General features: G+C 72.3%; 20 protein-coding genes. 12 read left to right on the top strand and 8 right to left on the bottom strand.

Annotation, left to right across the window (positions count from 1 at the left end):
- Positions 1 to 327: 327 nt before the first annotated feature.
- Complete coding sequence (locus tag ACFOY2_RS17085) at positions 328 to 1,380, top strand: carbohydrate kinase family protein (RefSeq protein ID WP_379529009.1); 1,053 nt, start codon at positions 328 to 330, stop codon at positions 1,378 to 1,380.
- Complete coding sequence (locus ACFOY2_RS17080; protein ID WP_379529008.1) at positions 1,377 to 1,619, top strand: hypothetical protein; 243 nt, start codon at positions 1,377 to 1,379, stop codon at positions 1,617 to 1,619. Before ACFOY2_RS17085 ends, ACFOY2_RS17080 begins: the two co-directional genes overlap by 4 nt.
- A 102-nt stretch (positions 1,620 to 1,721) precedes the next feature.
- Here the strand turns inward: ACFOY2_RS17080 and ACFOY2_RS17075 are convergent, their stop codons facing one another.
- Genes ACFOY2_RS17075 through ACFOY2_RS17060 form a run of 4 tightly spaced genes read right to left on the bottom strand, consistent with a single transcriptional unit; the run spans position 1,722 to position 9,988 of the window.
- Positions 1,722 to 2,882, bottom strand: coding sequence for a TIGR02679 family protein (locus ACFOY2_RS17075; protein WP_379529007.1), 1,161 nt, complete (start codon positions 2,880 to 2,882; stop codon positions 1,722 to 1,724).
- Positions 2,879 to 7,213, bottom strand: a complete 4,335-nt coding sequence (locus tag ACFOY2_RS17070) for a TIGR02680 family protein (RefSeq protein WP_379529006.1) — start codon at positions 7,211 to 7,213, stop codon at positions 2,879 to 2,881. Before ACFOY2_RS17070 ends, ACFOY2_RS17075 begins: the two co-directional genes overlap by 4 nt.
- Positions 7,214 to 7,271: 58 nt before the next feature.
- Positions 7,272 to 8,453, bottom strand: a complete 1,182-nt coding sequence (locus tag ACFOY2_RS17065; protein WP_379529005.1) for a TIGR02678 family protein — start codon at positions 8,451 to 8,453, stop codon at positions 7,272 to 7,274.
- Entirely contained in the window at positions 8,450 to 9,988 is a 1,539-nt protein-coding gene (locus ACFOY2_RS17060) for a TIGR02677 family protein (RefSeq protein WP_379529004.1), read from the bottom strand. Before ACFOY2_RS17060 ends, ACFOY2_RS17065 begins: the two co-directional genes overlap by 4 nt.
- Before the next feature lie 249 nt (positions 9,989 to 10,237).
- On the opposite strand from ACFOY2_RS17060, the gene ACFOY2_RS17055 reads away from it, so the two are divergent.
- The 8 genes from ACFOY2_RS17055 (at position 10,238) to ACFOY2_RS17020 (ending at position 19,633) form a co-directional block, all read left to right on the top strand.
- Entirely contained in the window at positions 10,238 to 10,585 is a 348-nt protein-coding gene (locus tag ACFOY2_RS17055; RefSeq protein ID WP_379529003.1) for a VOC family protein, read from the top strand.
- A gap of 97 nt (positions 10,586 to 10,682) precedes the next feature.
- Positions 10,683 to 13,064: an ATP-binding cassette domain-containing protein gene (locus ACFOY2_RS17050; protein ID WP_379529002.1), complete on the top strand. Its 2,382-nt coding sequence runs from the start codon at positions 10,683 to 10,685 to the stop codon at positions 13,062 to 13,064.
- Positions 13,065 to 13,359: 295 nt separating this feature from the next.
- Entirely contained in the window at positions 13,360 to 16,122 is a 2,763-nt protein-coding gene (locus tag ACFOY2_RS17045) for a Na+/H+ antiporter subunit A (RefSeq protein WP_379529001.1), read from the top strand.
- On the top strand, positions 16,119 to 16,964 hold the full coding sequence (locus ACFOY2_RS17040) for a Na(+)/H(+) antiporter subunit C (RefSeq protein ID WP_379529000.1): 846 nt from the start codon (positions 16,119 to 16,121) through the stop codon (positions 16,962 to 16,964). Before ACFOY2_RS17045 ends, ACFOY2_RS17040 begins: the two co-directional genes overlap by 4 nt.
- On the top strand, positions 16,964 to 18,523 hold the full coding sequence (locus ACFOY2_RS17035; RefSeq protein ID WP_379528999.1) for a Na+/H+ antiporter subunit D: 1,560 nt from the start codon (positions 16,964 to 16,966) through the stop codon (positions 18,521 to 18,523). The genes ACFOY2_RS17040 and ACFOY2_RS17035 overlap by 1 nt, the downstream gene beginning before the upstream one ends.
- The gene (locus ACFOY2_RS17030) at positions 18,520 to 19,050 is read left to right on the top strand and encodes a Na+/H+ antiporter subunit E (protein WP_379528998.1); all 531 of its coding nucleotides are present in this window, start codon (positions 18,520 to 18,522) and stop codon (positions 19,048 to 19,050) included. Before ACFOY2_RS17035 ends, ACFOY2_RS17030 begins: the two co-directional genes overlap by 4 nt.
- A complete protein-coding gene (locus ACFOY2_RS17025) occupies positions 19,047 to 19,307 on the top strand; it encodes a monovalent cation/H+ antiporter complex subunit F (RefSeq protein ID WP_379528997.1) in 261 nt (86 codons plus the stop codon). The genes ACFOY2_RS17030 and ACFOY2_RS17025 overlap by 4 nt, the downstream gene beginning before the upstream one ends.
- Positions 19,304 to 19,633: a cation:proton antiporter gene (locus ACFOY2_RS17020; RefSeq protein ID WP_379528996.1), complete on the top strand. Its 330-nt coding sequence runs from the start codon at positions 19,304 to 19,306 to the stop codon at positions 19,631 to 19,633. Before ACFOY2_RS17025 ends, ACFOY2_RS17020 begins: the two co-directional genes overlap by 4 nt.
- Here ACFOY2_RS17020 and ACFOY2_RS17015 read toward each other — a convergent pair.
- Genes ACFOY2_RS17015 through ACFOY2_RS17000 form a run of 4 tightly spaced genes read right to left on the bottom strand, consistent with a single transcriptional unit; the run spans position 19,573 to position 23,613 of the window.
- The gene (locus tag ACFOY2_RS17015) at positions 19,573 to 20,079 is read right to left on the bottom strand and encodes a DUF6328 family protein (protein WP_379528995.1); all 507 of its coding nucleotides are present in this window, start codon (positions 20,077 to 20,079) and stop codon (positions 19,573 to 19,575) included. The two genes, ACFOY2_RS17020 and ACFOY2_RS17015, sit on opposite strands and share 61 nt — an antisense overlap.
- A gap of 44 nt (positions 20,080 to 20,123) precedes the next feature.
- Positions 20,124 to 22,163 carry a xanthine dehydrogenase family protein molybdopterin-binding subunit gene (locus ACFOY2_RS17010; protein WP_379528994.1) on the bottom strand — a complete coding sequence of 680 codons (2,040 nt, stop codon included), beginning with the start codon at positions 22,161 to 22,163 and terminating at the stop codon, positions 20,124 to 20,126.
- A complete protein-coding gene (locus ACFOY2_RS17005) occupies positions 22,160 to 23,128 on the bottom strand; it encodes an FAD binding domain-containing protein (RefSeq protein WP_379528993.1) in 969 nt (322 codons plus the stop codon). The genes ACFOY2_RS17010 and ACFOY2_RS17005 overlap by 4 nt, the downstream gene beginning before the upstream one ends.
- Positions 23,125 to 23,613, bottom strand: a complete 489-nt coding sequence (locus ACFOY2_RS17000) for a 2Fe-2S iron-sulfur cluster-binding protein (RefSeq protein ID WP_357809588.1) — start codon at positions 23,611 to 23,613, stop codon at positions 23,125 to 23,127. The genes ACFOY2_RS17005 and ACFOY2_RS17000 overlap by 4 nt, the downstream gene beginning before the upstream one ends.
- 88 nt (positions 23,614 to 23,701) lie before the next feature.
- On the opposite strand from ACFOY2_RS17000, the gene ACFOY2_RS16995 reads away from it, so the two are divergent.
- Together ACFOY2_RS16995 and ACFOY2_RS16990 are read left to right on the top strand one after the other, a co-directional pair.
- Entirely contained in the window at positions 23,702 to 24,868 is a 1,167-nt protein-coding gene (locus ACFOY2_RS16995; protein ID WP_379528992.1) for an acetate/propionate family kinase, read from the top strand.
- Positions 24,865 to 26,118, top strand: coding sequence for an erythromycin esterase family protein (locus ACFOY2_RS16990; protein WP_379528991.1), 1,254 nt, complete (start codon positions 24,865 to 24,867; stop codon positions 26,116 to 26,118). The genes ACFOY2_RS16995 and ACFOY2_RS16990 overlap by 4 nt, the downstream gene beginning before the upstream one ends.
- The last annotated feature ends 26 nt before the right edge of the window (positions 26,119 to 26,144 follow it).

The following is a 26,144-nucleotide window of genomic DNA, read 5'->3' as shown; positions in this document are numbered from 1 at the left end:
CTCCCACGGATTCCAGAGCAGCGAACTGAGGAAGCATTCGCTGGTGGGTCTGCGGTCCTGCGTGAAAGATAGCCATCTGGAATTGCACCTCCAAAGACGATGACTAGGGCTGGTCAACGCGGGGCTTCAAAGCACCAGGCGGCACTTCAAGCCCCCTCCTTCAGGAGGGGGTCGTTGACGGGCGGTTCCTATCAGGGAGGATTCGCTGTCATCGTTGAAATATGTCAACGTTGACATCCGCTGTGCTGCGATGATGGACTCCGATCCGAGAAAGGTCAATGCCCTACTGCCGTAACGAATCGGCAACGTGGCGAAAAGGTGGGCTCGATGATCGCTGTCCTGGGTGAGTGCGTCGCCGACGGCTTCACCTCCCGGCCCCCCATCCCCCTTCTCGCCGCTTCGTCCCCTGACCCCAGCGCCGCTTCCGGGCCCCGACCGGAGCACGGACCCGCGACCGCCTCGGGCCTCGGTGTGCGCGCGCCAGAAGACCAGGCACGTGCAGTCACCGCGGCGGCCAGGTTGGAGCTGCGGGTGCTGCCCGGTGGCGGCCCCGCCAACACCGCCGTGGCGCTGGCGCGGCTCGGTACCCCGACACGTTTCCTCGGGCGCGTCTCGCGTGACGTGTTCGGCGGGCTGTTCCGCGACCACCTCACCTCCTCCGGCGTCGACCTGTCGGCGTCCGTCGAGGCCGACGAGCCGAGCACGCTCGCGGTCGCCGCCCTCGATCAGGGAGGCCAGGCCACGTACACCTTCTACGCCGAGGGCACCGCCGACTGGCAGTGGACGCCGTCCGAGCTGGACCCGGCACGCCTCGGCCGGGCCGCCTGCCTGCACACCGGCTCCCTGGCGCTGGTCAAGGCCCCAGGACGGACGACGGTGGAGGAGTTCGTGAAGGCCGCCGCCGGACGCGCGACGATCTCGATCGACCCGAACGTCCGCCCCAGCCTCGCCGCCAGGGACGACTACCAGGTGACCCGCTGGTGCGAGTGGGCCGACATCCTCAAACTCAGCATGGACGACCTCGAGTTCCTCCTGCCCGGCACGCCGGCGGAACGCGCCTGCGACGCCTGGCACGCCGCCGGAGCCCGCCTCATCGTCGTCACCAGGGGCGCGGCGGGCGCGCTGGTGTCGCTCGACGGACAGCGGGCGACCGTTCGGGCGCCGCGGGTCGAGGTCGTGGACACGGTCGGCGCGGGCGACTCGTTCACGGCCGGCCTGCTGCACGCGCTCGACTCGAAGAGCCTGCTGGGTGGCCGCCTCGACGGGCTCGACCTGACCACGGCCGTTGCGGCGGCGAAGTTCGCATCCCGGGTGGCCGCCCTGACCTGCGCGGTCGCGGGAGCGAACCCGCCCTGGGCTGATGAGATCACCGAACGGTGACCGGCCGCGCCACGCTCAGACGCCTGGTCAGCCAGGGCAGAGCGGGCAAGCTTCGCAACGACATCCCGCCCGCGGAACTCATGGCCATGGTGATCGGTGTGGTGATCAGCTGGGACAGCGCCGCCTGGTCGCTGAAGGCGCTGCAACCGGAGTTCAATTTCCATGATCTCGCCAGCCGCCGGGCGGCGGTGGTGAGCGCCGTGGCCGGGCTCGTTCAGCCACCCCGACCCCGCTCCTGACACCGACGGTCGGTCCGGCCAGGCCGGAGCCGTAGCGTGTCGGCTTCGCCCTTCGTCGCGGGCGGACCCGGGCGGACGACGGTCGCGCCGACGCTGGGTTTCTCAGGCGAGATCGTCGAGGAGGCGTTGCGCGACCAGTTCCTCGGGGACGGCGAGGCCTTCGGAGCGCATGGCCGGGGCGAGGTCGGGGTCCCAGGGCGCGTCCGTGACCCGGCCGGGCGGGAGAGTCACGCGGGACCGGTCTTCGAGCGCCGTCAGGTAGTCGGCCGCGGACATGCGCCAGGGCTCGGCTCCCGTCTTGGCCATCGTGTAGGCGGCGATCCGCAGCCCCTCGCCGTCGAAGTCGCCGTGGTAGTGCAGGCGGGTTCCGGGGAGCGAGCGCAGCAGGCGGATGGCCGCGCTGTTCGGCCAGCCGGAGGTGCAGACGATGGGCGGGCAGGACGTGCCGAACCGCTGCTGGGCGAGTGCCAGCACGGTCGGGTTCTCCACCACGTGTACGTCTCGTTCCCGCAGCTCCAAGGTGTCCTGCTGGAGCTGGGCGAGCGTGATCACGCTGGGCCGGCCGTCCCAGATTCGTAGGACTCTGGCCAGGGCTCCGTCACCGGCGGGTCGTAAACCGGCGACCAGAACGGTCGTGGACAGGGCGTCGCAGGCCACGCCCGCTCGTTCCCACAGCGCGCGCCGGGCCTGGGCGCCCTCCGGCGGCGGGACATCGTAGAGGACCGACAACGCCTTCATGACCAGCCCGGACAGGCGGGTGCCGTCGTCGAGGGCATGCGGATCGCCGGTGACGTCGGCCGCCACCGCCGCCAGCGGCCGACCCGCCGCGGGGAGCGCGGCCAGCACGGCGAGGGCGTGTTCGAGCAGGTCACGACCGGCTCGAACGGCCGACAGGGCCAGCAGCGCGGGCTGGGCCGCCACCACCGGGTGCCGCTCGAACCATTCCAGCAACGCCTCGCGTTCGAGGTTCCGCTCGGCCCGCCTGCGCCTGCGGTCGTCAAGCGGGCCGACGATCGTCTCGGTGACGGTGCGCACGTCGAGCCCGCCGCCGCCCAGCACGCGTTCCAGGCGGGCCACGTCGAGCGTGAACGACGGACCCGGGTAGCGGTCGAGGCCGAGAAGGTCGGCGACGGCCGCCTGCTCCTCCTCACCCAGCCCGGTCACCTTCACCCGGCTGACGTGGTGTCCAGAGGAAAGCCGCTCGTGCAACGCCTGCCACACGGGCCGCAACCCCGCCGCGCGCAACCGCTCAGGGATGGTCATTCGGTTGGGACTGTTCGGTAGCCGTTCCAGACGAAACGGGCCGTGGTCACCGCGTCGTCCCCGTCGCCCGTGATCAACTGGTGGATCGCGATCCCGTCCAGTTCCCGGTACTCGCACCACTCATGGTCCGACGTGAGCACCAGGTCCAGTCCCAGATCCACCAGCAGATCGAACACCTGCCCCCGGTTCGTCTTGTCCACCCCCACGAACACCTCGTCCAGCAGGATGAACCGCGGACAGCCGGCGTCGGTCTGGTAGTGGGCGGCCACGGCGGCGAACAGCGGCAGGTGCAGCGCGATCGCCTTCTCCCCGCCCGACAGCGCCCCGTGCAGTTTCCTGGTGAGGTCCTGCCACCCCTGCCCGTCGCCTCGGTCCAGTTTGACCATGAACCGGTGCCAGGCCGTGTAGTCGAGCACCTTCATGAGCTGGTCCTCCCAGCTCGCCGAGGAGTTGTCGGCCCGCGCCTCCTCCACCCGGTCGCGGAAGAAGACGTACAGGGCTTCCCTGTCGGCCTCGTTCAGCCCGGCGGGGTCGCGGAGCAGCAGGTCGCGGGCGGCGCGCGTACCGGCGGACTGCGTCGGGTCGACCTGCCACACGAGCCGCACGGCCACCCGGGAGGCGGTGCGGACGCGTTCGAGGCGCTGGTTCATGCCCTCCACCAGCGCGGTCGCCTGCCGGATGCGGTCGGCGAGGTGGCGGCGGGTGTCTCCGGCGAGTGTACGGTCGAACAGGTCGCGCTCGGCCTCCGTGATGTCGGAACGCCGCTCGTCGCGCTCCTTGCGCAGTGCCGCGCTGAGCGCCGTGGCGCCCGCTCTGACACCGTTGACGGTGGCGGTGAGCACCTGTACGTCGTCTTCGGGGGCAAGCTCCAGATCCGCCCGGTTGGCCAGGATTTCCCTGGCGTGGTGGAAGGCGTCCTGCAGCCTGGCCTCGGCCTCCCTGACGTTCTTCTGCTCGTACGGCACCGCCGACAGCCGCTCGGCCACGGCCCTGGCCGACTCCAGCACGGCCCGCACCCCGGCGTCGGCCGACAACTCGACCGTCATCCGCGCGTCGGCGGGCAGGTGGCCGCCCGCCAGGCGCCGGAACCGTTCGGAGACCACGTCACGCGCCCGTCCCGCCTCTGCGTGCTTCTCCTCGGCGGTGGCGAGCTCGCCGCGGAGCTGCCCGAGCCGGGCGTTGAGCCGGGAGAGCTCGTCGTTGCAGGACTTGATGAGGCGGCGACAGGCCTGGTAGGCGGTCTGGGCGTCGTGAAGTTGTTCGAGGACGCGCAGGTGCTCGGCGCCGATGGTCGACTCGATGGCGGACAACTTCTCCGCCAGCACCACGGCGTCGGCCGCGGCCTCCTCCGCGCGTTCGACGGCCTTGACCGCGAGCTCCTCGTATTCGCGGGCGGTCTCGGCGGCGAGGTCGGCGCGTTCCCCGGCCCCGTTGGCGGCGGCGTGCCTGGCGTGCCAGACGGTGCCGGTCGCCTCGGCGGTGCGCAGGGCCTGCTCCAGGTCGTCGAGCGCGGGCAGCGCGGTGGGCAGCGCGTGCCCGGCCGCCAGCTCGGTGAGCCGCCGCAGCGACCTGCCGACCCCCTTCTCCCGCTCGTGCAGCCGCTCCTCGTACGCCCGGAGCTGGTCGTCGAGCAGCGCCACCTTCTTCACGGCCCCGTCGAGAACCTCGACCGCCGCGGCGTACGGCTTCCTGTCGGGCCTGCGGCGCAGCTCGGCGGCCAGCATCTCGCGCGACCCCGCGAGGTCGGCGAGCAGGTGGTCGCACTCGGCCAGGCGGCCGGCGAACTCGGCGAGCTGGTCGTCGAGCTCGGCGATACGACGGCGTCTGGCGCGTTCGCGGGCGGTGGCGCCGATGTAGGAGGGCTCGGGCTTGACCCAGCGGCCCGCCGCAAGGCCGAGCCGCCAGGTGCCGTCGGCCCCGACGACCGCGGGATGGTCGACGCCGATCGCGGTGGGCGCGAACGCGATGCCGCGCAACACGGCGTCCGCCGCCGGCGGCGAGCCGGCCTCGGCGTGCAGGACGTCGGCGAGGCTGTAGCCGGGGGCGGGCCGGGCGAGCGCGGCCACGGCGAACGCGTCGTGCTCCCCCGGGTCGAACCCGCCGTCCGGCCGCAACCACAGGTCGAGCAGGCCGGCGGCCTCGAGTGCGGCTTCCACCCCCGCCTGCGCGACGGGGTCGAGCCCCGACCTGAACGCCACGGCCCGCCACAGCGGGGTGCCGGGACGTCCCGACCTGGCACCCTCGGCCCTGGTATGGGGGGCCGGTGGTTCGAGGACGGTCTGGCCGTCGAGGCGTTCGCGTTCCCTGGCCAGCTCAGCGCGTTCGGCCAGCGTGTTCTCGCGGATGCCGGTCAGGTGCTGCTCCTGGGCGGCCAGGCGGACGGCGGCGGTGGTTCTGGCGACGCCGACCAGCTCGTCGGCCTGCTCGAACCGGTCGGCCAGGCTCGCCAGCTCGTCGGGGGCGAGCTGGAGCTGGGTGCAGCGGGCCGCCCATTCGGCCAGGGCGGCGGCCAGGTCGCGCAGGCGGTCGTCGCGTTCGCGTTCGGCCTGGTCGTGGGCCGTCTGGGCGGCGGCGAGGTCGTCGCGGACGCGGTCGCGGTCGTGCTCGGCGGTGGTGCGGAGGTTGATCGCCTCCTGGTGGTGCTGGGCTCCGGCGCGAACCTCCCTGATCTGGGCGGCCCTGGCGGTGACGGCGGCCCGCAGCAGCTCCCGCGCCCGCCGCACAGCCTCCTCACTGTCGGCCGCCGCCGAAGAGACCACGGCGTGGCCGGTGGCCCCCTCGGGGGCGGTCACGTCCCCAGCGGCCGATCTCTGAAGAGCACCGTCCGACGAAGCGCCGGGCGCACGATGGGCGCTGTCCTCCGGGGTGCCGGGCGTGCGATGGACGCTGTCCTTTGGCGTGCCAGACGTGGGAGGGGCGGTGCCCTTCGGGGTGTCGGGTGTGCGAGGGGCGGTGTCGCGGGGGTGGCGGGGGTCTGTGCCGTCCGTGGCGGTGCGGCCGGTTTGTCCTCGTTCGCTCTCCTCGTGCACCCCCAGCAGCCCCGCGCGTTCGGCCGCCTGGCGGGCTTCGGTACGGGCACGGTCGGAGAGGCCGGACGCCGCGCGGGCGCCGGCTTCGGCGACGGCCGCCAGTTCCTCCTTGGTGGCGGCGGCGCGGGCCGCGACGCCGGCCTGGTCACGCAGCCGGGCCGCCGTCTCGTGGGCGGACTGCGCCTGGGTGCGGAGCCGGTGCAGGTCGCTGCCCGCCTTGTAGGCGGTACTCTCCTTGAGCCCGTCGATCTGGGCGGACAGGGCCAGCTCCTGCGCCTCCTCCTCCCCCAGCCGTACGGTCGCCGCGTGCAGCTCCTGCTCGGCCTCCTTGAGCGCGCCCCGCTTGGCCTTGGCCTCGGCGGCCAGCGACTCCAGGGTGTATCCGGCCGACGTCACGGCGGCGGCCGCGGCCCGCAGGACGCGCTGGGCGTACCCGCGCTGCCTGGTGGCGAGCCGGTCGGCCTCCTCAACGTCGCGGTCGAGCAGACGCAGCTCCTCGCGCTGCCGGTCGAGGCGCTCGAACCCCTCGGCGATCTCGTGGATCTCGCCTTCGCCGAGCGGCGGCAGGGCGCTGGACAGCAGGTCGGACAGCAGTCCGGGGTCGAGGCGTTCGGAGAGCTTGGGGGTGCGGAGCTGGCGCAGCGCGGTCAGCAGCGAGTCGTAGCGCTGCTCGTTGAGCGCGCGGTAGAGCGTCTGGCGGACGACGACGCGGTAGGCCTCGGCGGACTCGTGGACCTTGCCGGTCGCGCCCAGCTCTTCGACGAGCTGCGCCTTGGTGAGGGGCTGGCCGACGTCCCCGGTGAGCCGGACGACGCCGTCTGGGCCCCCGAGCGTGACACCATCAGAGCCACTGCCCAGCCCTCGGCCTCCCGAAGGAGCGACGCGAGCGGTCGTGGTGAAGTACGCGGCCGTGACGTTCTTGGTGTGGACGGTGGCCTGGAGCCGGGCGCCGCAGGTGAACCAGCGGCCGTCGGAGTGCTGGAACTCCAGCCAGACGTAGCCGACCCGGGTGGTGCCGGTGGCGCCGTCGCCCATGAGGTTCCAGTGCATGGTGCGCTCGGTGCCGCCGAACGTGGACAGCCTGCTCGGCTTGAGGCTGGCGTCGAGCACGTACGGCAGCAGCAGCTCCAGCACCTTGGACTTGCCGCTGCCGTTGGGCCCGCGCAGCAGCAGCCTGCCCCGGTGGAACTCGAACACCTCGTCGTAGTAGCGCCACACGTTGAGAATCCCGGCGCGTACGGGCGTCCATCGGGCGTCGAGCCCCTGCGCGACCCGGTTGGGCGTGAGCTCGGTGACGGTCATGAGCCCTCCTTCGTCGGCCTCATGATTCCTTGCTTACTGATGCCCTCGACAAGCTCGGTCATGATTCCTCCTGGGCGGCCGTGCCGCGATCGACCCGGTAGCGGGCCGCGGCGGGCAGTGCGGTGATCTGGTCGCCGGTGCGGCGGGCCAGCCCGAACAGCGCGAGCACCTCGAACGCGTCGGCGGCCAGGCGCGAGCCGCCGCCGTCCGACTGGTAGGCCTTGGCCCATTGGGGGAAGCGGCGCAGCAGCCCGGCGGCCTCGCGGTCGAGCCGGGCGGCGCTCACCGGGCCGGAGGAGACGAGCAGGTCGAGCATGAGCAGGGCGGCCACCTTGGCGTGGCTGCCGTCGTCGGGGAACTTGGTGTCGGTCGCGGTGGCGTCGGTGTCGATGAGCAGGAACCCCTCCGCGCGCTCTTCGAGCACGAACCCGGCCTCCTCGGCGGCGCGGCGGATGATCTGGCGGCCGGTGAGCGAGGCCGCGTAGGCGGACTGGGCGGGGGTCAGCTCGTCGCGGTAGACGACGGGTTCGTCGAGCAGGCGGCGGATGAGCGAGTGTCTGGCCCACAGGTTGCGCTGGGTCTCGGTGGGTTCTTCGCCGCCGTAGCGGGTCTCGGTGGTGAGCCGCTGGGGGTCGGCGGCTCTGGAGGGCGGCACGGGGGCGGCCAGGAGCCTGATCACGCGGGTGGTGTCGACGCGGTAGAGCACCTTGGCGTCCTCGTCGTCGAGGTAGGAGTCGGTGGCGCCGTCCATGGCGTTGATCGCGCCGTGGTGTTCGAGGAGTTTGAGCGCGTCCACGAACGCGGCGCGTTCGTCGGCGCGTACCGGGTCGAACCCGGGCACCTCCTCCTCGACCGCGGCGGCCTGGACCACGCGCTGGGCGAGCATGCCGATCGTGGTGACCGGCGAGGTGAGCAGCTCGGCCGCGCACAGGCACAGCAGTGTGTAGCGGCGCCGGTCGAAGGGGGTTCTGGTGGTGCGGCGGCGGCGCGCGGGCCGGGTGGCTCCTGGCTCGGTGCGGACCTTGACCAGGCGGGCGTAGCCCTGGCGGGGCTCCACGACCAGCCGCCAGCCGCAGAAGTAGTCGAACCACTGGGTCAGCGGCTGGCGCCGTTTCCTGATCAGGTCGAAGGCGGCGGGGTCGTCGTGCTGGGACACCAGGGGGCGGCCGAGGAGGGTTCTGATCGCGCGCGCGATCTCCTCCTTCTCCGCCCTGACGAGCTGGTTGGCCAGGCTGCTCATGCGCCCGCCACCTGCCTGGCGCGCCCGAGCGAGCGCACGTCGATGAGGTAGTCGGGGCCGCGAAACCAGCCTTCTGGCGTACGCAGCACCGCCACGCTCTCGTCGTCGGGCGCCCGCAGGACGATCTCGACCCGCCCGTCGGAGGTGACGGCGCGGCGGAACCCGGTGGAGTCGGGCCGCTCGGCCAGCGCCCGCCCGAGCAGGTCGAGCAGCCGTCCGAACGTGTCGTGGTCGAGCTCTCCCATCTGTGACAGCCGCATGGCGCCCGTGGTGGCCAGGGCCGACCAGGCGGCCTCCAGCTCGGCCCGTTCCTTCTCGGCGCGGGCTCTGCGCTCGGCCCGCAGCGCCACCACGTCGCGGACCTTGCCGGTGCGCCCCATCCGCTCGGTGCGGCCGCGTGAGCGCAGCAACGCCGAGACGTGCACCGGCTCGGCCTCCGCCCACGGCACCCCCGCGGGGATGAGCTCGGCGTCGGCGTGGCCGAGATGCGCGTGCCTGGCGGACCCGAGGCCGAACGCGGCGTCCCAGAGCCGGTGGGCGTCGTCCTCGCTGGGGGCGGCGGCGAACCAGCGGGCCAGCGTGCGGAAGTCGGCGGCGGCGCTGGAGGAGCGGCGGCGCGAGTCGGTGATGCGGTCGAGCACCTGCAGCAACGACACGATGGCACGCCGGGCCACGTCGTGGAGTTGCCGCACCCTCGGCACGCCTCCGTCGTCGGGCGCGAACCACAGCCGCAGCCCGTCCCAGCGCGCCGCCCTGGCCGCCAGCCAGGGCGTGGCGTGATCGGCGCCGGGGACGCGCGGCAGGTCGGCGCCGTCGAGGGCGCGGGCGTGCAGCACGCTGACGCCGTGGGCGGCCACGGCGTCGAGCGCGACGGCGATGGCGTCGCCGCGCTGCTCCAGGTTGGTCACGAACTCTTGGAGGTAGGCCACCGTGGCGGCCTTGACCTCGTGGAAGGTGGTCAGGTCGGTGCCCTCGACGCGCAGCAGCCGCTGCAGCTCGCCGTTGAACTGCTTGGTGTTGTTGCGCAAGCCGTCGAGGTGGCCCTCCAGCTCTTGCAGGCTGGTGAAGACGCGCCGGTTGCGCCCGGGGTCGGGGTCGCGCAGGAGCTGTTCCAGCTCGCCGAGCCGGTCGGCGATCGCGTCGAGCACGGCGGTCTGCAGGGCGCCGGCGGAGGCGAGCATCGCCATGGCGTGCTGCACCCCGGCGAACGCGGCTTCGCCCCGTTTGGTCAGCGAATAGTGGAGGTTTTTGCGTTCGTACTCCTCCGCGGTGGCGAAGCTGCCGGCGTGGTTGAAGATCACGTCGAGCAGCCCCCACCCCACGAGCTGCTTGAGCGTGCCCCCGAGGTCCTGGTCGCCGACCGGGGCGTACCAGCCGACGGCGCGCAGCCGCTCGCGCACCTCGTCGACCGTCAGCGCGGTCTCAAGGCGCTCGTTGGCGTCGCCGAAGGCGTAGAGGACCGCGGTGTGCAGATCAGCCCGATCCGTGGTGGTGAATCGGAACATCTCCGGCGGCACCCGTGGCAGCTCCGCCATCGCCCAGTTCTCCCCTCGCCGCAGGATTACCGACCACCGCCACCGTAGCGGGAGACCCCGACAGCACGGTCCCTGTTTGCGCGCAGATCACGCGGCCGGGGCGGCGTCATGGGAACCCGGGTCCGCCCGGCACCAGGGTGGCCAGACCGAGCAGGAATCGAGAAGCGCTGGTCAGCGGGCCGCGGCTAACGTAACCGTCGTGGACATCACGGTTCACACGTTTCCCCCATACGACGATCAGGAGTGACCATGTCTTCCACCCAAGGAATCAAGACCGTGCTGCACCCGGTATCCGACCTGGCCAAGGCCAAGGCGGTGTACGCCGCCCTGCTCGGCGTCCAGCCGCTTGCCGACGGGCCGTACTATGTCGGCTTCGAGGCCGAGGGCCAGCACATCGGGCTGGTGCCGGGCGGCGGGCCGCAGGGCATGACCTCCCCGGTGGCCTACTGGCACGTGCCGGACATCGAGGCGAAACTGGCCGAGCTCACCGCCGCGGGCGCCGTCGTGAAGGAGCCCGCGCACGACGTCGGCGGCGGCCGGCTGGTGGCCACCGTCACCGACCCCGACGGCAACGTCCTCGGACTGCTTCAGGACTGATGACCGCGCGGCGCGATCATCCAGAAAAACCGACATACTACTCAAATATGGCTATAACCGGCCAGGCGACGACCGCGGCCCGACAGATGGAGACACGATGAGGACGGACCCGCGGTCGCCCGCGCCGTACACCGCCGACAGCCACGACATGATCCGCGTGCACGGCGCGCGCGAGAACAACCTCAAGGACGTCAGCGTCGAGATCCCGAAGCGCCGGCTGACGGTGTTCACCGGCGTCTCGGGCTCGGGCAAGAGCTCGCTGGTGTTCGACACGATCGCCGCGGAGTCGCAGCGGCTGATCAACGAGACCTACAGCACCTTCGTCCAGGGCTTCATGCCGACGCTGGCGCGGCCCGAGGTCGACGTGCTCGAAGGGCTGACGACGGCGATCATCGTCGACCAGCAGCGGATGGGCGCCGACCCCCGCTCCACGGTCGGCACCGCCACCGACGCCAACGCGATGCTGCGCATCCTGTTCAGCCGGCTCGGGCAGCCGCACATCGGCTCGCCCAACGCCTTCTCCTTCAACGTCCCCTCGGTCAGGGCGAGCGGCGCGATCACGGTCGAACGCGGTGGTGCCACCAAGGCCGTGAAACAGACCTTCACCCGCACCGGCGGCATGTGCACGCGCTGCGAGGGCCGGGGCAAGATCTCCGACATCGACCTGACCCAGCTCTACGACGACTCCAAGTCGATCGCCGAGGGCGCGTTCACCATCCCCGGCTGGAAGTCCGACAGCTGGTGGACGGTGCGGACCTACGCCGAGTCGGGCTTCCTCGACCCGCACAAGCCGATCCGCGAGTTCACCGAGAAGGAGATGCGGGACTTCCTCCACAAGGAGCCGACCAAGGTGAAGGTCGAGGGCGTGAACCTCACCTACGAGGGGCTGATCCCCAAGATCCAGAAGTCGTTCCTGTCCAAGGACAAGGAGGCGATGCAGCCGCACATCCGGGCGTTCGTGGAGCGGGCGGTCACCTTCACCGCCTGTCCCGACTGCGGCGGAACGCGGCTCAGCGCGGAGGCCAGGTCGTCGAAGATCAACGGGATCAACATCGCCGACGCCTGCGCGATGCAGATCAGCGACCTGGCCGAATGGGCCGGCGGCCTCGACGAGCCGTCGGTGGCGCCGCTGCTCTCCACACTGCGGCACACCCTCGACTCGTTCGTGGAGATCGGCCTGGGCTACCTCTCGCTCGACCGGCCGTCGGGGACGCTGTCGGGCGGCGAGGCGCAGCGCGTCAAGATGATCCGCCACCTCGGCTCCTCGCTCACCGAGGTCACCTACGTCTTCGACGAGCCCACCATCGGCCTGCACCCCCATGACATCCAGCGGATGAACGACCTGCTGCTGCGGCTGCGTGACAAGGGCAACACCGTGCTCGTCGTGGAGCACAAGCCGGAGACGATCGCGATCGCCGACCACGTCGTCGACCTCGGCCCCGGCGCCGGCACGGCGGGCGGAACCATCTGCTTCGAGGGCACCGTCAAGGAACTGCGGGACAGCGGCACCATCACCGGCCGCCATCTCGACGACCGGGCCGCGCTCAAGGAGACGGTGCGCAAGCCCACCGGCACGCTGGAGATCCGCGGCGCGACGGCGAACAACCTGCGTGACGTCGACGTCGACCTCCCGCTCGGGGTGCTCGTCGTCGTCACCGGCGTCGCCGGCTCGGGCAAGAGCTCGCTCGTGCACGGATCGATCCCCTCGGACACCGGTGTGGTGTCGGTCGACCAGACCCCGATCCGCGGCTCGCGGCGGAGCAACCCGGCGACCTACACCGGGCTGCTCGACCCGATCCGCAAGGCGTTCGCGAAGGCCAACGGCGTGAAGCCGGCGCTGTTCAGCGCCAACTCCGAGGGCGCCTGCCCCAATTGCAACGGCGCCGGCGTCGTCTACACCGACCTGGCGATCATGGCCAGTGTCGCCTCCACCTGCGAGGAGTGCGAGGGGAAGCGGTTCGAGGCCTCGGTGCTGAACCACCGCCTCGGCGACCGTGACATCAGCGAGGTGCTCGCGATGTCGGTGACCGAGGCCGAGGAGTTCTTCGGCGCCGGTGAGGCGCGCACGCCGGCCGCGCACGCCATCCTCGGCAGGCTCGCCGACGTCGGGCTCGGCTACCTCAGCCTCGGCCAGCCGCTCACCACGCTGTCCGGCGGCGAGCGGCAGCGGCTCAAGCTGGCCACCCACATGGCCGAGAAGGGCGGCGTGTACATCCTCGACGAGCCGACCACCGGCCTGCACCTCGCCGACGTCGAGCACCTGCTCGGTCTGCTCGACCGGCTCGTCGACTCCGGCAAGTCGGTCATCGTCATCGAGCACCACCAGGCGGTCATGGCGCACGCCGACTGGATCGTCGACCTCGGCCCCGGCGCCGGCCACGACGGCGGCCGGATCGTCTTCGAGGGCACGCCCGCCGACCTCGTCGCCGCCCGCTCCACCCTCACCGGCGAGCACCTCGCGGCCTACGTCGGCGCCTGACCACAGCCTCGCCAGGCGCTCGGTCGGCGCGGCGGTGAAACGAGAAGCCCGAAGCGACAGATCGACCGCTACCTGATCACGGTTGAGCACGTGGACCAACGGTCACGGAACCACCCGGGCCTGGACGCCCTCCCACGCTGCCGTCTCCTCCCGGGCGTAAACGCCCAGGGTTCCACGCCAGATCATGCTGAAGCCGGAGTGAGGTTCGGGTCAACCCCGGACGTGCCTGCGCGGCGGCGGCCGGGCGGCGGGAGAGATTGGCGGACGTAGCCGGAGATTCCCGCCAGAGGAGCCCATGGAGTCGCTGCTGGTCCTGCACGCGGTGGCGGCGGTCTTCGCTCCTTGGCTGGTCGGCCGGATGCGCGCCGCCGCCTTCGCGGTGCTGGCGCTCCCACCGGCCGCCGCGTTCGTGTACATCGTCTGGGTGGCCTACCGGGGGCTGCCGGAGCGGGAGAGCACCGCGTGGGCGCCGGTACTGGGCCTGGAGCTGTCCTTCCGGTTCGACCCGCTGGCCGTGGTGATGGCGCTGCTGGTCACGGGCGTCGGCGTGCTGGTGCTGTGCTACAGCGCCCGCTATTTCCCCGAGCGTGAGGAAGGGCTCGGCAGGTACGGCGGGTTCATGGTCGCCTTCGCCGGGTCGATGCTGGGGCTGGTGACGGCCGACGACCTGCTCCTGCTCTACGTCTTCTGGGAGCTGACCACCGTCTTCTCCTACCTGCTCATCGGCTACGACCCGCGCAGCCGGGCGAGCCGCCAGGCGGCGATGAAGGCGCTGTCGGTGACGACGTTCGGGGGCCTGGCCATGCTGGCCGGGTTCGTGCTCGTCGGTCAGGCGGCCGGCACCTACCAGGTGTCGCGGATCCTGGCGAACCCGCCGCACGCCGCCCCCGTAGCCCTGGTGCTGATCCTGACCGGGGCGCTGGCGAAGTCGGCGATCTTCCCGTTCAGCACCTGGCTGCCGGCCGCGATGGCCGCCCCCACGCCCGTGTCGGCCTACCTGCACGCCGCGGCCATGGTGAAGGCGGGCGTGTACCTGCTGGCCAGGCTGGGCCCCGCGTTCGGCGACGCGGCGGTGTGGCGGGCGGTGGCGGTGCCGCTCGGCGTGATGACGATGCTGCTGGGCGGCTGGCGGGCGCTGCGGGAGACCGATCTCAAGCGGCTGCTGGCCTACGGCACGGTCAGCCAGCTCGGTTTGCTGACGGTGCTGTTCGGCGCGGCGAACCAGGGCGCGGCGCTGGCGGGGACGGCCATGCTGGTGGCGCACGCGCTGTTCAAGGCCGCGTTGTTCCTGGTGGTGGGGATCGTCGACCGCGCGGCGGGCACCAGGGAGCTGGATCGGCTCGGCGGGGTGGGCCGGGCGATGCCGTGGGTGTGCGCGACGGCGGTGCTGGCAGGGGCGTCGATGGCGGGGGTGCCGCCGCTGGCGGGGTTCGTCGCGAAGGAGGCGGCGCTGGAGTCGCTGCTGGACGCGCCGGTCCTGCTGGCGGGGGTGGTGGCAGGGTCGGCGCTGACGGCGGCGTACACGCTGCGCTTCCTGTGGGGTGCCTTCGCCGGTAAGCCGGGGGTGGCGGCGCGACGGGTGCGGCCGGTGCCGGCGGCGATGTTCTGGCCGGCCGCGCTGCTGTCCGGGCTGGGGTTGGCGCTGGCGCCGTTGGCGCCCCAATACCGCACCACAATGTCCAGATATATCGTGACGTATCGTGAGCCTGGGCATGCGGCCCATCTCGTCCTGTGGCCCGGTTTCACCCCCGCGCTGCTGCTGTCGGCCGCGGCCCTGGCGGCCGGTGTGCTGCTCTTCCTGGTCAGGGAGCCGGTGGCGCGGGCCGGGACGGCCTGGCACGTGGTCGACTCCGGGCAGATCTTCTGGTCGCTCGTGCGCCGCCTCGACCGTTTCGCGATCCAGCTCACCGGCCTCTACCAGCGCGGCTCCGTACCCGACTACCTGATGCTCACGCTGCTGGCCACGGTCGGCCTCGGCGTGTTCTCCCTCTCCTACGGAGGCCCGCCCCACCTGGACGTGCCGGTCGTCGCCTGGCAGCGCGTCGAGCAGCCGGTCGTCGTCGTGCTGATGCTGGTCTCGGCCGTGCTGACGCTGCTCTCGCGCGCCTCCATCCTGCTGGCCCTCGTCGTCGGCCTCACCGGCTACGGCACCGCGCTGCTGTTCCTGGCCCACGGCTCCCCCGACCTGGCGCTGACCCAGTTCCTGGCCGAGACGTTCAGCCTGGTGATGTTCGCGCTGGTCCTGCGCAGGCTGCCGATCGACCCGGTCAAGGGGCGGCTGCCGTTCTGGTTCCGGCTGGCGCTGGGCCTGGCCGTGGGCGTGGTGGTCACGGGCGCGGGCATGCTGGCGACGGGCGCCCGCCGCGCCGAGCCGGTCGGCGACCTCATGGGGCCGGCGGCCGAGCAGGCGGGCGCGCGCAACATCGTCAGCGCGCTGATCCTCGACATCCGCGCCTGGGACACCATGGGCGAGGTCACGGTGCTGGTCGTGCTGACCATGGGCGTGACGAGCCTGGTGTTCCTGCGGCGCAGGTCGTATCGGATCGAGCGGGTCGAGCATCCTCCTGACCGGGGCACCCGCTGGCTGGCCGCCACGCTGCCGCGCGGGCAGCGGGCGCTGGCCTTCGAGGTGGCGGCCAGGCTGACCTTCCACACGGTGCTGGTGCTGTCGGTGTTCCTGCTGGTCATCGGGCACAGCGCCGTCGGCGGCGGGTTCGCGGGCGGCATCGTGGCCGGGCTGGCGATCACCGTCCGCTATCTGGCGGCGGGGCGCAACGAGCTGGCCGAGGCCGTGCCGGTGCACGCGGGCGTGCTGATGGGGATCGGGCTGACGCTGGCGACCGGCACGGCGCTGGTGGGGCTGGTGTTCGGCACGGCGGCGCTGGAGATGCTGGCCACGGACGTGACCGTGCCGCTGGTCGGCCACGTGCACCTGTCCACGGGGCTGCTGTTCGACCTCGGCGTGTACATCTCCGTCGTCGGCATGGTGCAGGACGTGCTGCGCGGTCTCGGCGCCGAGCTGGACCGCCAGATCGACGCGACGAAGGAGGGTTCGTGACGGTCACGCTGCTGCCGTTCCTGGCCTGCTTCGCGCTGATCGCGACCGGGGTGACGCTGCTGCTCGAACGCAGTCTGGTACGCGTGCTCGCGGGCGTGATCGTGCTCGGCAACGGCGTGAACCTGCTGATCGTGACCTCGGGCGGCGAGCCGGGACGTCCGCCCTTCGTCGGCGCCCCTGGCATGGCCGATCCGCTGCCGCAGGCCATGGTGCTGACGGCCATCGTGATCACCTTGGGGGTGACCGCGTTCCTGCTGGCCATGGTGCACCGGTCGTGGCAGCTCACCGGCAGCGACGAGGTCCAGGACGACACCGAGGACCGGCGCGTGCGGCTGCGCGCCAGGCGCGGCGAGCTGAGCGACGCCGTCCGCGCCCGGCAGGACGCCTATCGGCGGCTCGTGGCCGAGCAGCGGGCCGAGCTGGCCAACCTGGAGTCCGAGCAGGCGGAACGGGAGCGGCTGCGCGAGGCCGACCTGGAGCAGCGCATCGCCAGGGTGCACAGCGAGCTGGCGCAGTGGATGGAGCGGCGCAGGCAGGAGGGCGTGTCGGAGGAGGAGCTGCGGGCCCGTTTCGAGGACGCCGACGAGCGCGAGAAGCTGCGCGAGCGCTTCGAGGACACCGACGAGGACGCCACCGCGCGGCACAACCTGGAGCGCATCGAGGAGCTGCGCGCGGAGCACGTCAGGGCGCGGGAGGCGCAGGCCGACAGGGAGAAGGCGCTGCGCAGGCGGCTCAAGGCGCGTCAGCGCGAGGCGCGCAAGCAGATGCGGGCGGCCATCAGGCAGGAGCTGGAGCGGCAGGCCCTGGCACAGGACCCCGAGCTCGAAAGCCCGGACGGCTGATGGCGGGCCTGGAGAGCCTGGTGTGCGTGCCGGTGCTGCTGCCGCTGCTGGCCGCCGGGGTGAAGCTGGCGATCGGGGGGCGTCTTCGCCGGCTGCAGTCGCTCATCAGCGTCGTGACGCTGGCCGTCTCGCTCGTGGTGTCGGTGCTGCTGCTGGTCGCGGCGGACACGCACGGGCCGCTGGTGGCCGACATGGGCGGCTGGCCGCCGCCGATCGGCATCTGCCTGGTGGCCGACCGGCTCTCGACGCTGGTGTTGCTGGTGTCCTCGGCGGTGACGTTGTGCGTGATGGTGTACTCGGTCGCCAACGCCTATGACGAGCAGGAGCACGACGCCCCCATGGCGATCTTCCATCCGGCGTTCCTGGTGATGGTGGCGGGGGTGGCCGACGCGTTCCTGTCGGGTGACCTGTTCAACCTGTTCGTGGCGTTCGAGCTGCTGCTGAGCGGCTCGTACGTGCTGCTCACCTTCGGCGGCACCGAGTCGAGGATCAGGGCCGGCGCCACGTACACGCTCATGGCCCTGGCCTCGTCGATGTTGTTCCTGATCGCGCTGGCCATCACCTACGCGGCCACGGGGACGCTGTCGCTGGCGCAGCTCGCCGAGCGGTTCGCCCCGCTGCCGGAGCAGGTGAAGCTGCTGGTGGAGCTGACGCTGCTGCTGGCTTTCGCGATCAAGGCGGCGATCTTCCCCATGTCGGCGTGGCTGCCCGACTCCTATCCGACCGCGCCCGCGCCCGCCACGGCCGTGTTCGCCGGGCTGCTCACCAAGGTCGGCGTCTATTCGATCATCAGGCTGGAGGCGCTGCTGTTCCCCGGGGGGCCGGTGTCGACGTTGCTGATGTGGGCAGCGCTGGCGACCATGCTGGCGGGCGTGCTCGGCGCGGTCGCGCAGACCGACCTCAAGCGCATGCTCTCTTTCACGCTGGTCAGCCACATCGGCTACATGGTGTTCGGGGTGGCCCTGGCCACGCTGGCGAGCCTGGCGGGGGCGATCTTCTACATCGTGCACCACATCACCGTGCAGACGAGCCTGTTCCTGGTCACCGGGATGATCGAGCGGCGCACCGGCACCACGTCGGTGAACCGGCTCGGCGGCCTGATGACGGCCACGCCGCTGCTGGCCGTGCTGTTCTTCGTGCCCGCCATGAACCTGTCCGGCATCCCGCCGATGTCGGGGTTTGTGGGCAAGTTGATGCTGGTGCAGGCGGGCCTGGCCGCGGGCGGCTGGCTGCCGGTCACGGTGGTGGCCGCGGGCCTGGTCACGAGCCTGCTCACGCTGTACGCGGTCGCCAAGACGTGGGGCAAGGCGTTCTGGCGTGGCCGGCGCGAGGAGCGGATGGGCACGGTCGTGGAGAGCGAGGAGTACACGGGCCAGGACCCGACCGTGACCACGACCAGCCTGCCGGTCGCGCTGCCCGTGTCGGTGGCGGCGCTGGTCGTGCTCGGGCTGTCGTTCACGGTGTTCGCGGGGCCGCTGACGGCCCTGACACACCGGGCGGCCGGGGAGCTGAAGGCGCGCGACCCGTACATCTCTGCGGTTCTGGGGAGGTCGCGGTGAACGTGGCGCCGAGAGTGTTCGGCAGGCGGGTGCCGCTGCCGCTGGTCGCCTGGCTGACATGGGTGTGGGTGACGTTGTGGGGCGAGGCGTCGGCGGGGAACGTGCTGGGCGGGCTGGCGGCCGCCTTGGTGGTGACGTGGTTGCTGCCGCTGCCGATCATCGACCCGGGCTTCAGGGTCAGGCCGGTGCCGCTGGTGCGGTTCCTGGTCTGTTTCGGGTGGGACCTGGTGGTCTCGACCGTGCGGGTGGTGGTGTGGACCGTGCGGCCCGGCGTGGTGCCGACGCAGATCGTGCGCGTGCGGCTGCGCACGTCGTCGGAGTCGATGACCGTGATGATCATGATCGCGCTGTCCACCGTGCCGGGCAGCCTCGTCGTGGAGGCCTACGCCGAGCGGCGGGAACTGGTCCTGCACGTGCTGGGCCTGCCCGGGGACGCCAGCGAGACGGTCAGGGCGGAGGTGGCCGGGCTGGAGTCGCGCATCGTGGCGGCGTTCGGCACCCGGCGCGATCTGGAGGAGGTGCTGTGACGATCGTCTATCTGATGACGCTCGCCCTGCTCGGCTGCGGGGCGGCGGCCACGCTCTACCGCGTGTGGCGCGGGCCGTCGATGCTGGATCGGGCGGTGGCGCTGGACGTGCTGACGTCGTTGTCGATGTGCGGCGTCGGGGCGTTCGCGGTGGCCAGGGACGACTATTCTGATCTGCCGATCCTGCTGGTGCTGTCGCTGCTGGGGTTCGTCGGGTCGGTGTCATTGGCCAGGTTCTTCACCGGCAGGTCCCGATGATGGACACGGCGGCGGCCGTCTGCATGCTGCTGGGCGCGGGGCTGGCGCTGTCGGCGGGGGCCGGTCTTGTGCGCTTCCGCACCACGCTGGACCGCATGCACGCCGGCTCCAAGCCGCAGGTGCTCGGCGTGCTGCTGGTGCTGCTGGCGATGTGGCTGCACCGGCCCACCTGGGCTTACGCCGGGCCGCTGCTGCTCGCGGGCGCCTCGCAGGTGATCACGGTGTCGGTGGCCGCGTACATGGTGGCGCGGGCCGCCTACCAGCGTCAGTCCCGTGAGGACGACGGCACCGCGCTGCCGCCGCCTCCGGAGGATGAGGAGGACTGATCGGAGCGGTCGAGTGCCGGCTGGCCGAACCACGTCCACAGGGCCAGCAGCGCGAGGAGCCCGGCCGTGATCGAGGCGAGCGCGACGTCGAAGAGGTAGTCGATGACGAGCATGGCGGCCGTGGTCATCGACACGGCCAGGGCGAGCGCCCCTAACAGGCCGTAGAGGTTGGAGCGGCGTACCAGCGTCTCCTTGCGGCCCTGCCTGAACAGCACCCGGTGCTGGGCGGTCGGCGCGATGTAGCAGATCGACGCGATCGCGGCGCTGACCAGCGCCGCGTAGTACAGCCACCGGTCGGCCGCGTCGAGCCGGGTGAAGCCCGAGGAGAAGGGCACGGTCAGCAGGAACGCGAACAGCACCTGCACGCCGGTCACCGCCACGCGGGCCCCTTGCAGAAGTTCCACGAAGTTCCGGTCGGCGCGTTCCGCCCGCGATTCGTTCTTCAACTCCGCCTCCACGCCCGCTCGCCGGGGACCTTCCTCTTCCTTGGCTACTGCGGCTGAAACCTCGGCATGAGGATCTTGGGCGGGGTGATGGGGAGGTCCCGTACGCGGTGGCCGGTCGCGTGGTAGACGGCGTTGCCGATGGCGGCGGCCGTGCCGACGATGCCGATCTCGCCGATGCCCTTGCTGCCCATGGGGTTGAGGCCGGCGTCCTGCTCCTCCAGCCAGACCGCCTCCACCAGCGGCACGTCGGCGCAGGCGGGCACGTGGTACTGGGCCAGGTCGCGCCGCAGGAACCCGCCGAACTCGGCGTCGGTGAGCGTCTCCTCCATCAGCGCCATGCCCAGGCCCATCGTCATGCCGCCGATGAACTGCGACCTGGCCAGCGTGTCGTCGAGGATGTGGCCGGCGGCGAACACGCCGAGCAGGCGCGGCACCCGGATCTCGCCGGTGAAGGCGTTGACGCGGACCTCGGCGAACTGGGCGCCGAAGGCGTGCCTGGCCAGCCGGGCGTCGGCGGCGATCTCCTCGGCGGTGTCGGCGCGGCCCTCCTTGCCGTTGCTTTTGAGCTCCTCGCAGGCGCGCACGATGGCCGACCCCCACGAGGCCGTGCCCATGGAGCCGCCGGCCACGGGCGCGTCGGGCAGGTCGCTGTCGCCGAGCTCGACGTGCACCCGGTCGGGGACGACGCCGAGCGTCGAGGCCGCGATCTTGGTGAGCACCGTGCGGGCGCCGGTGCCGATGTCGGTGGCGGCCACCTTGACGAGGAAGTCGTCGCCCTGGACGGTGACCACGGCCTTCGACGGCATGCGCCTGGCCGGGTAGGTGGAGGCGGCCACGCCGGTGCCGATCAGCCACTCCCCCTCGCGCCTGACGCCCGGCGCCGGGTCGCGCGTCTCCCAGCCGAAGCGGCGGGCGCCCTCGCGCAGGCAGGCGACCAGGTTGCGGGAGCTGAACGGCAGCCCGCTGCCCGGCTCGGTCTCGGGTTCGTTGCGGACGCGCAGCTCGACGGGGTCGATGCCGGCGGCGTAGGCGAGTTCGTCCATGGCGGACTCCAGCGCGTACATGCCGGGGCACTCGCCGGGGGCGCGCATCCACGACGGGGTGGCGACGTCCAGCCGGACCAGCCGGTGTGCGGTGCGCAGGGCGGGCGCGGCGTACATGACGCGCGAGGGGGTCGCGGTCTGCTCGGCGAACTCCACCAGCCTGGAGCTCTGCTCGTAGGCGACATGCTCAAGCGCCGTCAGCCGCCCGTCGGCGTCGGCGCCGAGCCGCAGCCGCTGGATCGTCGGCGTGCGGTAGCCGGTGACGTCGAACATCTGCTGCCGGGTGAGCACGATCTTGACCGGGCGGCCCACGGCCCTGGCGGCCAGGGCGGCGAGCACGGCCTGCGGCCGGGGGGTGCCCTTGGCGCCGAAGCCGCCGCCGACGTGCCTGGACACCACGCGCACCTGCTCGGCGGGCATGCCGAGGATCGCGGCGATGGCGTTTCGGGCCCAGGAGGCGCCCTGCGCCGTGTCGTAGATCAGCAGCCGGCCCTCCTCGTCCCACACGGCCACGGACGCGTGCGGCTCCATCGGGTTGTTGTGCAGGACGGGCGTGGTGTAGGTCACCTCAACGGTGTACGCGGCCTCGGCCAGCCCCGCCTCGACATCGCCCTTGCCGGTGTCGGAGGGGAAGTTCGGGTTGACGACCTCCGGCCGGTAGAGGCCGGGATGGTCGGCGCTGAGGGTCACGTCGTGGACGGCGGGCTCGTACTCGACGCTGACGGCGTCGGCGGCGGCGCGGGCGTTGTCAAAGCTGTCGGCGACGACGGCCGCCACGAGCTGGCCCCGGTAGCAGACCTCGCGGCTCTGGAACAGCGCCAGCTCGCCGTCGGCGTCCTCGGCCAGTTTGGGCGGCTCCTCGCAGGACAGCACGGCCAGCACGCCGGGCATCGCCAGGGCCCGCGTGGCGTCGACGCCGACGATGCGGCCCCTGGCGATCGCGGACTGCACGGGGAAGCAGTAGGTCATGCCCGCGACCGGGTACTCGGCGGCGTAGGTGGCCAGCCCGGTGACCTTGACGCGGCCCTCGATGCGGTTCATGCGGCCAGCTCCTCCAGCGTGCGGACGATCAGGTTGCGGGCCAGCGGCACCTTGTAGGCGTTGCGCGGCAGCGGCCTGGCCTGCTCCAGTTCGGCCTCGGCGGCGGCCAGGAACGCCTCACCGGTCGCCGGGCCGCCGATCAGCGCCCGCTCGGCGCGTTCGGCCCGCCACGGGGCGTGCGCGACGCCGCCGAGCGCGATGCGGCACTCGCCGACCACACCGTCGCGGACGTCGAGCACGGCGGCGATCGACACCAGCGCGAACGCGAACGACGCCCGCTCGCGGACCTTGCGGTAGACCTGGCGGCCCGACGGCGGCTCGGGCAGCTCGACGGCGGTGATCAGGTCGCCGGGGTGCAGGACGGTGTCGTGCTCCGGGGTGTCGCCCGGCAGGCGGTGCAGCCCGGGAATCGGGATGATCCGGTCGCCGCCGGGGCCGGTGAGGTGCACTTCGGCGTCCAGCGCGGCCAGGGCCACGGCCATGTCGGAGGGGTGGGTGGCCACGCACGCGCCGGAGGCGCCGAGGACGGCCAGGCCGCTGTGGTCGCCCTCGATGGCCGGGCAGCCGGAGCCGGGGTCGCGCTTGTTGCACGGCCTGGTCACGTCCTGGAAGTACGGGCAGCGGGTGCGTTGCAGCAGGTTGCCCGCCACGGTCGCCATGTTGCGGACCTGGCCGGAGGCGCCGGCCAGCACGGAGCGGGCCAGCGCCGGGTAGCGGGCGCGGACCAGCGGGTGGGCCGCCAGGTCGCTGTTGCGCACGGCGGCGCCGACACGCAGGCGGTCGCGGACCTGCTCGATGTCGGCGAGCGGCAGGCGACTCACGTCGAGAAGGTGATCGGGGCGGGCCACGCCGAGCCGCATGAGGTCGACCAGGTTGGTGCCGCCGCCCAGGTACATGGTGCCCGGCCTGAAACTGCTGACGGCCTCGGAGGCGGTGGCGGCGCGGGCGTAGTCGAAGGGTTTCACGGCGCCACCTGCGCGATCGCGGTGACGATGTTGACGTAGGCGCCGCACCGGCACAGGTTGCCGCTCATCCGCTCGCGGATCTCCTCCGGTGTCAGCCCCGGATCGGCGGCGAGGTCCCCGGTGACGGCGCTCGGCCCCGGCTCGCCCAGCATCCCGGCCGCCGAGCAGAGCTGTCCCGGCGTGCAGTAGCCGCACTGGAAGGCGTCGTGCTCGATGAAGGCGGCCTGCAGCGGATGCAGTTCGTCCCCGTGTGCCAGCCCCTCGACCGTGGTGATCGCCGAACCGGCCACGGCCACCGCCAGCGCCAGGCAGGCGTTGGCCCGCCGCCCGTCGATCAGGACCGTGCAGGCCCCGCACTGGCCGTGGTCGCACCCTTTCTTGGCGCCGATCAGGCCCAGCCGCTCGCGCAGCAGGTCGAGCAGCGAGATGCGGGGATCCACGTCTGCCGTGCGCGGCACGCCGTTCACCTGCAGGGTGATTTCCATAGGCGCTCGCCTACCCGATCCGCCCCCGGACAACCTCTGGGGGCCGTAAAGGGGTGACCTGCCAAAACGTGTCCGTTTTGTGGGTGCGGTGACGGGTAGCCGAGCGGGCATGGGCCGGGCCTTCGACGAGCAGGTGACGGAGTCGGCGGCGATACTCACCGTCAACGCCGGTTCTTCGAGCCTCCGTCTGGACCTCGTCCAGGGCGGCAGCGTGCTGGACAGCGCCTACGCCGAGCGGGCCGTCGATCCGCGGGCCGCCGGGCAGGAGCTGTCGGCGTTCCTCGGCGGCCATTTCGACCGCGACATCAGGGCCGTGGCGCACCGGCTGGTGCACGGGGGCAGCCTCGTGCGCGCCCCGGTCGCCGCCGACGACGAGACGGTCGAGGCGCTGCGCGGGATCACCGGCTTGGCCCCGCTGCACCTGCCGCCGGCGCTGGCCCTGGTGGACGCGGCCCGCGAGCAGCTCCCGGCCGTCCCGCACGCGCTCTGCCCCGACACCGCCTTCCACGCGGGCCTGCCGGAGGAGGCCGCCGTCTACCCCCTGCCCCGGGAGTGGCGCGAGCGGTACGGGCTGCGCCGCTACGGCTTCCACGGCCTGTCCTACGCGTGGGCCGTGGACCGCGTGGCCGAGCTGCTCGGCCGGCCGCCCGGCGAGCTGTCGCTGGTGCTGGCGCACCTGGGCGGCGGGAGCTCGGTGTGCGCGGTGGAGGACGGGCGCAGCCTGGACACCTCGATGGGGTTCACGCCGCTGGAGGGCGTGCCCATGAGCAAGCGCTCGGGCAGCGTGGACCCGGGGATGCTGATGTGGCTGCTCTCGGAGGACCGCCTGAGCCTCGCCGAGCTGAAGGAGGGCCTGGAACGGCGCTCCGGGCTGCTGGGCCTGTCGGACGGCAGGTCCGGGGACACGCGCGACCTCGTGGCCGCCGAACGCGACGGCGACGCGGCCGCGTCCTTGGCACTGAAGGTCTTCTGCCACCGGGTGAGCCGCGAGATCGCCGCCGCGGCCACCTCGCTGAGGCGGATCGACGCGCTCGTGTTCACCGGCGAGATCGGCTGGGACCAGCCCGAGGTGCGCGAGGCCGTCTGCCGCCGCCTGGGCCTGCTCGGCATCCGGCCCCCCGCACTCGGCAACCGCCACGACGACGGGCCGGTCAGCGCGTACGACGACGCCGTCCCCGTCATGGTGGTCCAAGTGCGGGAGGAGCTCCAGCTCGCCCGGGAATGCCTCCAGGTGCTCGCGGAGGAGGACGAATGACGAACCCCGACGACGTGCGGCGCTCGGCTCTGCCGCTGAACACCGCCCACGACCTCGGCCCGCTGCTCGACCGGATCGGGGATGCCCGGTTCGTGCTCATCGGCGAGGCCAGCCACGGCACGCACGACTTCTACGCCTGGCGGGCCACCCTGACCCGCCGGTTGATCATGGAGAAGGAGTTCGGGTTCGTCGGCGTCGAGGGCGACTGGCCCGACTGCGAACGCGTGAACCGCGCCGTCACCAACGACCTCGACCCCTTCGAGTCCCTCTACGGCTTCGAGCGCTGGCCGACGTTCATGTGGGCCAACGAGGAGGTCGCCGACTTCTGCCGGTGGCTGCGGCGCTGGAACGCCGACCTGCCGCCGCACGAGCGCTGCGGCTTCCACGGCCTGGACGTCTACAGCCTGTGGGACTCGCTGCGCGCCGTGCGCCGCTACGCCGCCGCCCACCTGCCGGGCCGCACGCGGGAGGTGACGGAGGCCCTGCGCTGCTTCGAGGCCTACGGCCACGACCCGCGGCAGTACGGCCTGGCCACCCGCCTGGTCCCCGAGACGTGCGAGGAGGAGGTGGTGAACCTGCTCTCCGCGGTCAGGCGGGCCGCGCCCGAGGACCTCGGGGTGCGGCAGAACGCCGAGATCGTCGCGGGCGCCGAGCGCTACTACCGGGCCATGATGCGCGGCGGCCCCGAGTCGTGGAACATCAGGGACCTCCACATGGCCGACACCATGGACCGGCTGGCCGCCGAGGGTTCCAAGGGCGTCGTGTGGGCGCACAACACGCACGTCGGCGACGCCCGCGCCACGGACATGGCCGCGGCCGGCATGACCACTTTGGGACAACTCGCCCGCGAACGGCACGGCGACCGGGCGGTGCTGGTCGGGTTCGGCACCCACCGAGGGTCGGTGGTGGCCGCGGACCGGTGGGGCGCGCAGCACCGGGTCATGCGGGTGCCGCCCGCCCGTCCCGCGTCCCTGGAGGCGCTGCTGCACGAGGCGGACCTGCCAGAAGGCCGGGCGCTGTTCCTCGCGCCTGACGAGCCCCGCGCCCCCTGGTTCGACGAGCCGCTGGGACACCGGGCCATCGGCGTCGTCTACCACCCCGAGCGGGAGGGCTGGGGGAACTACGTGCCCACGGCGGCGGGGCGCCGCTACGACGCGTTCGTCTGGCTGGAGCACACCACGGCCCTGCATCCGCTGCACGGCGAGCCGTGGGGCGACGCCGAACTGGAGACGTACCCGACCGCCATGTGAACGACTGTCGGTGGCGGGTGGTTTGA

Source organism: Nonomuraea purpurea (assembly GCF_042650645.1).
GTDB lineage: Bacteria > Actinomycetota > Actinomycetes > Streptosporangiales > Streptosporangiaceae > Nonomuraea > Nonomuraea purpurea.
This window is presented reverse-complemented; position numbering and strand designations above follow the sequence as displayed.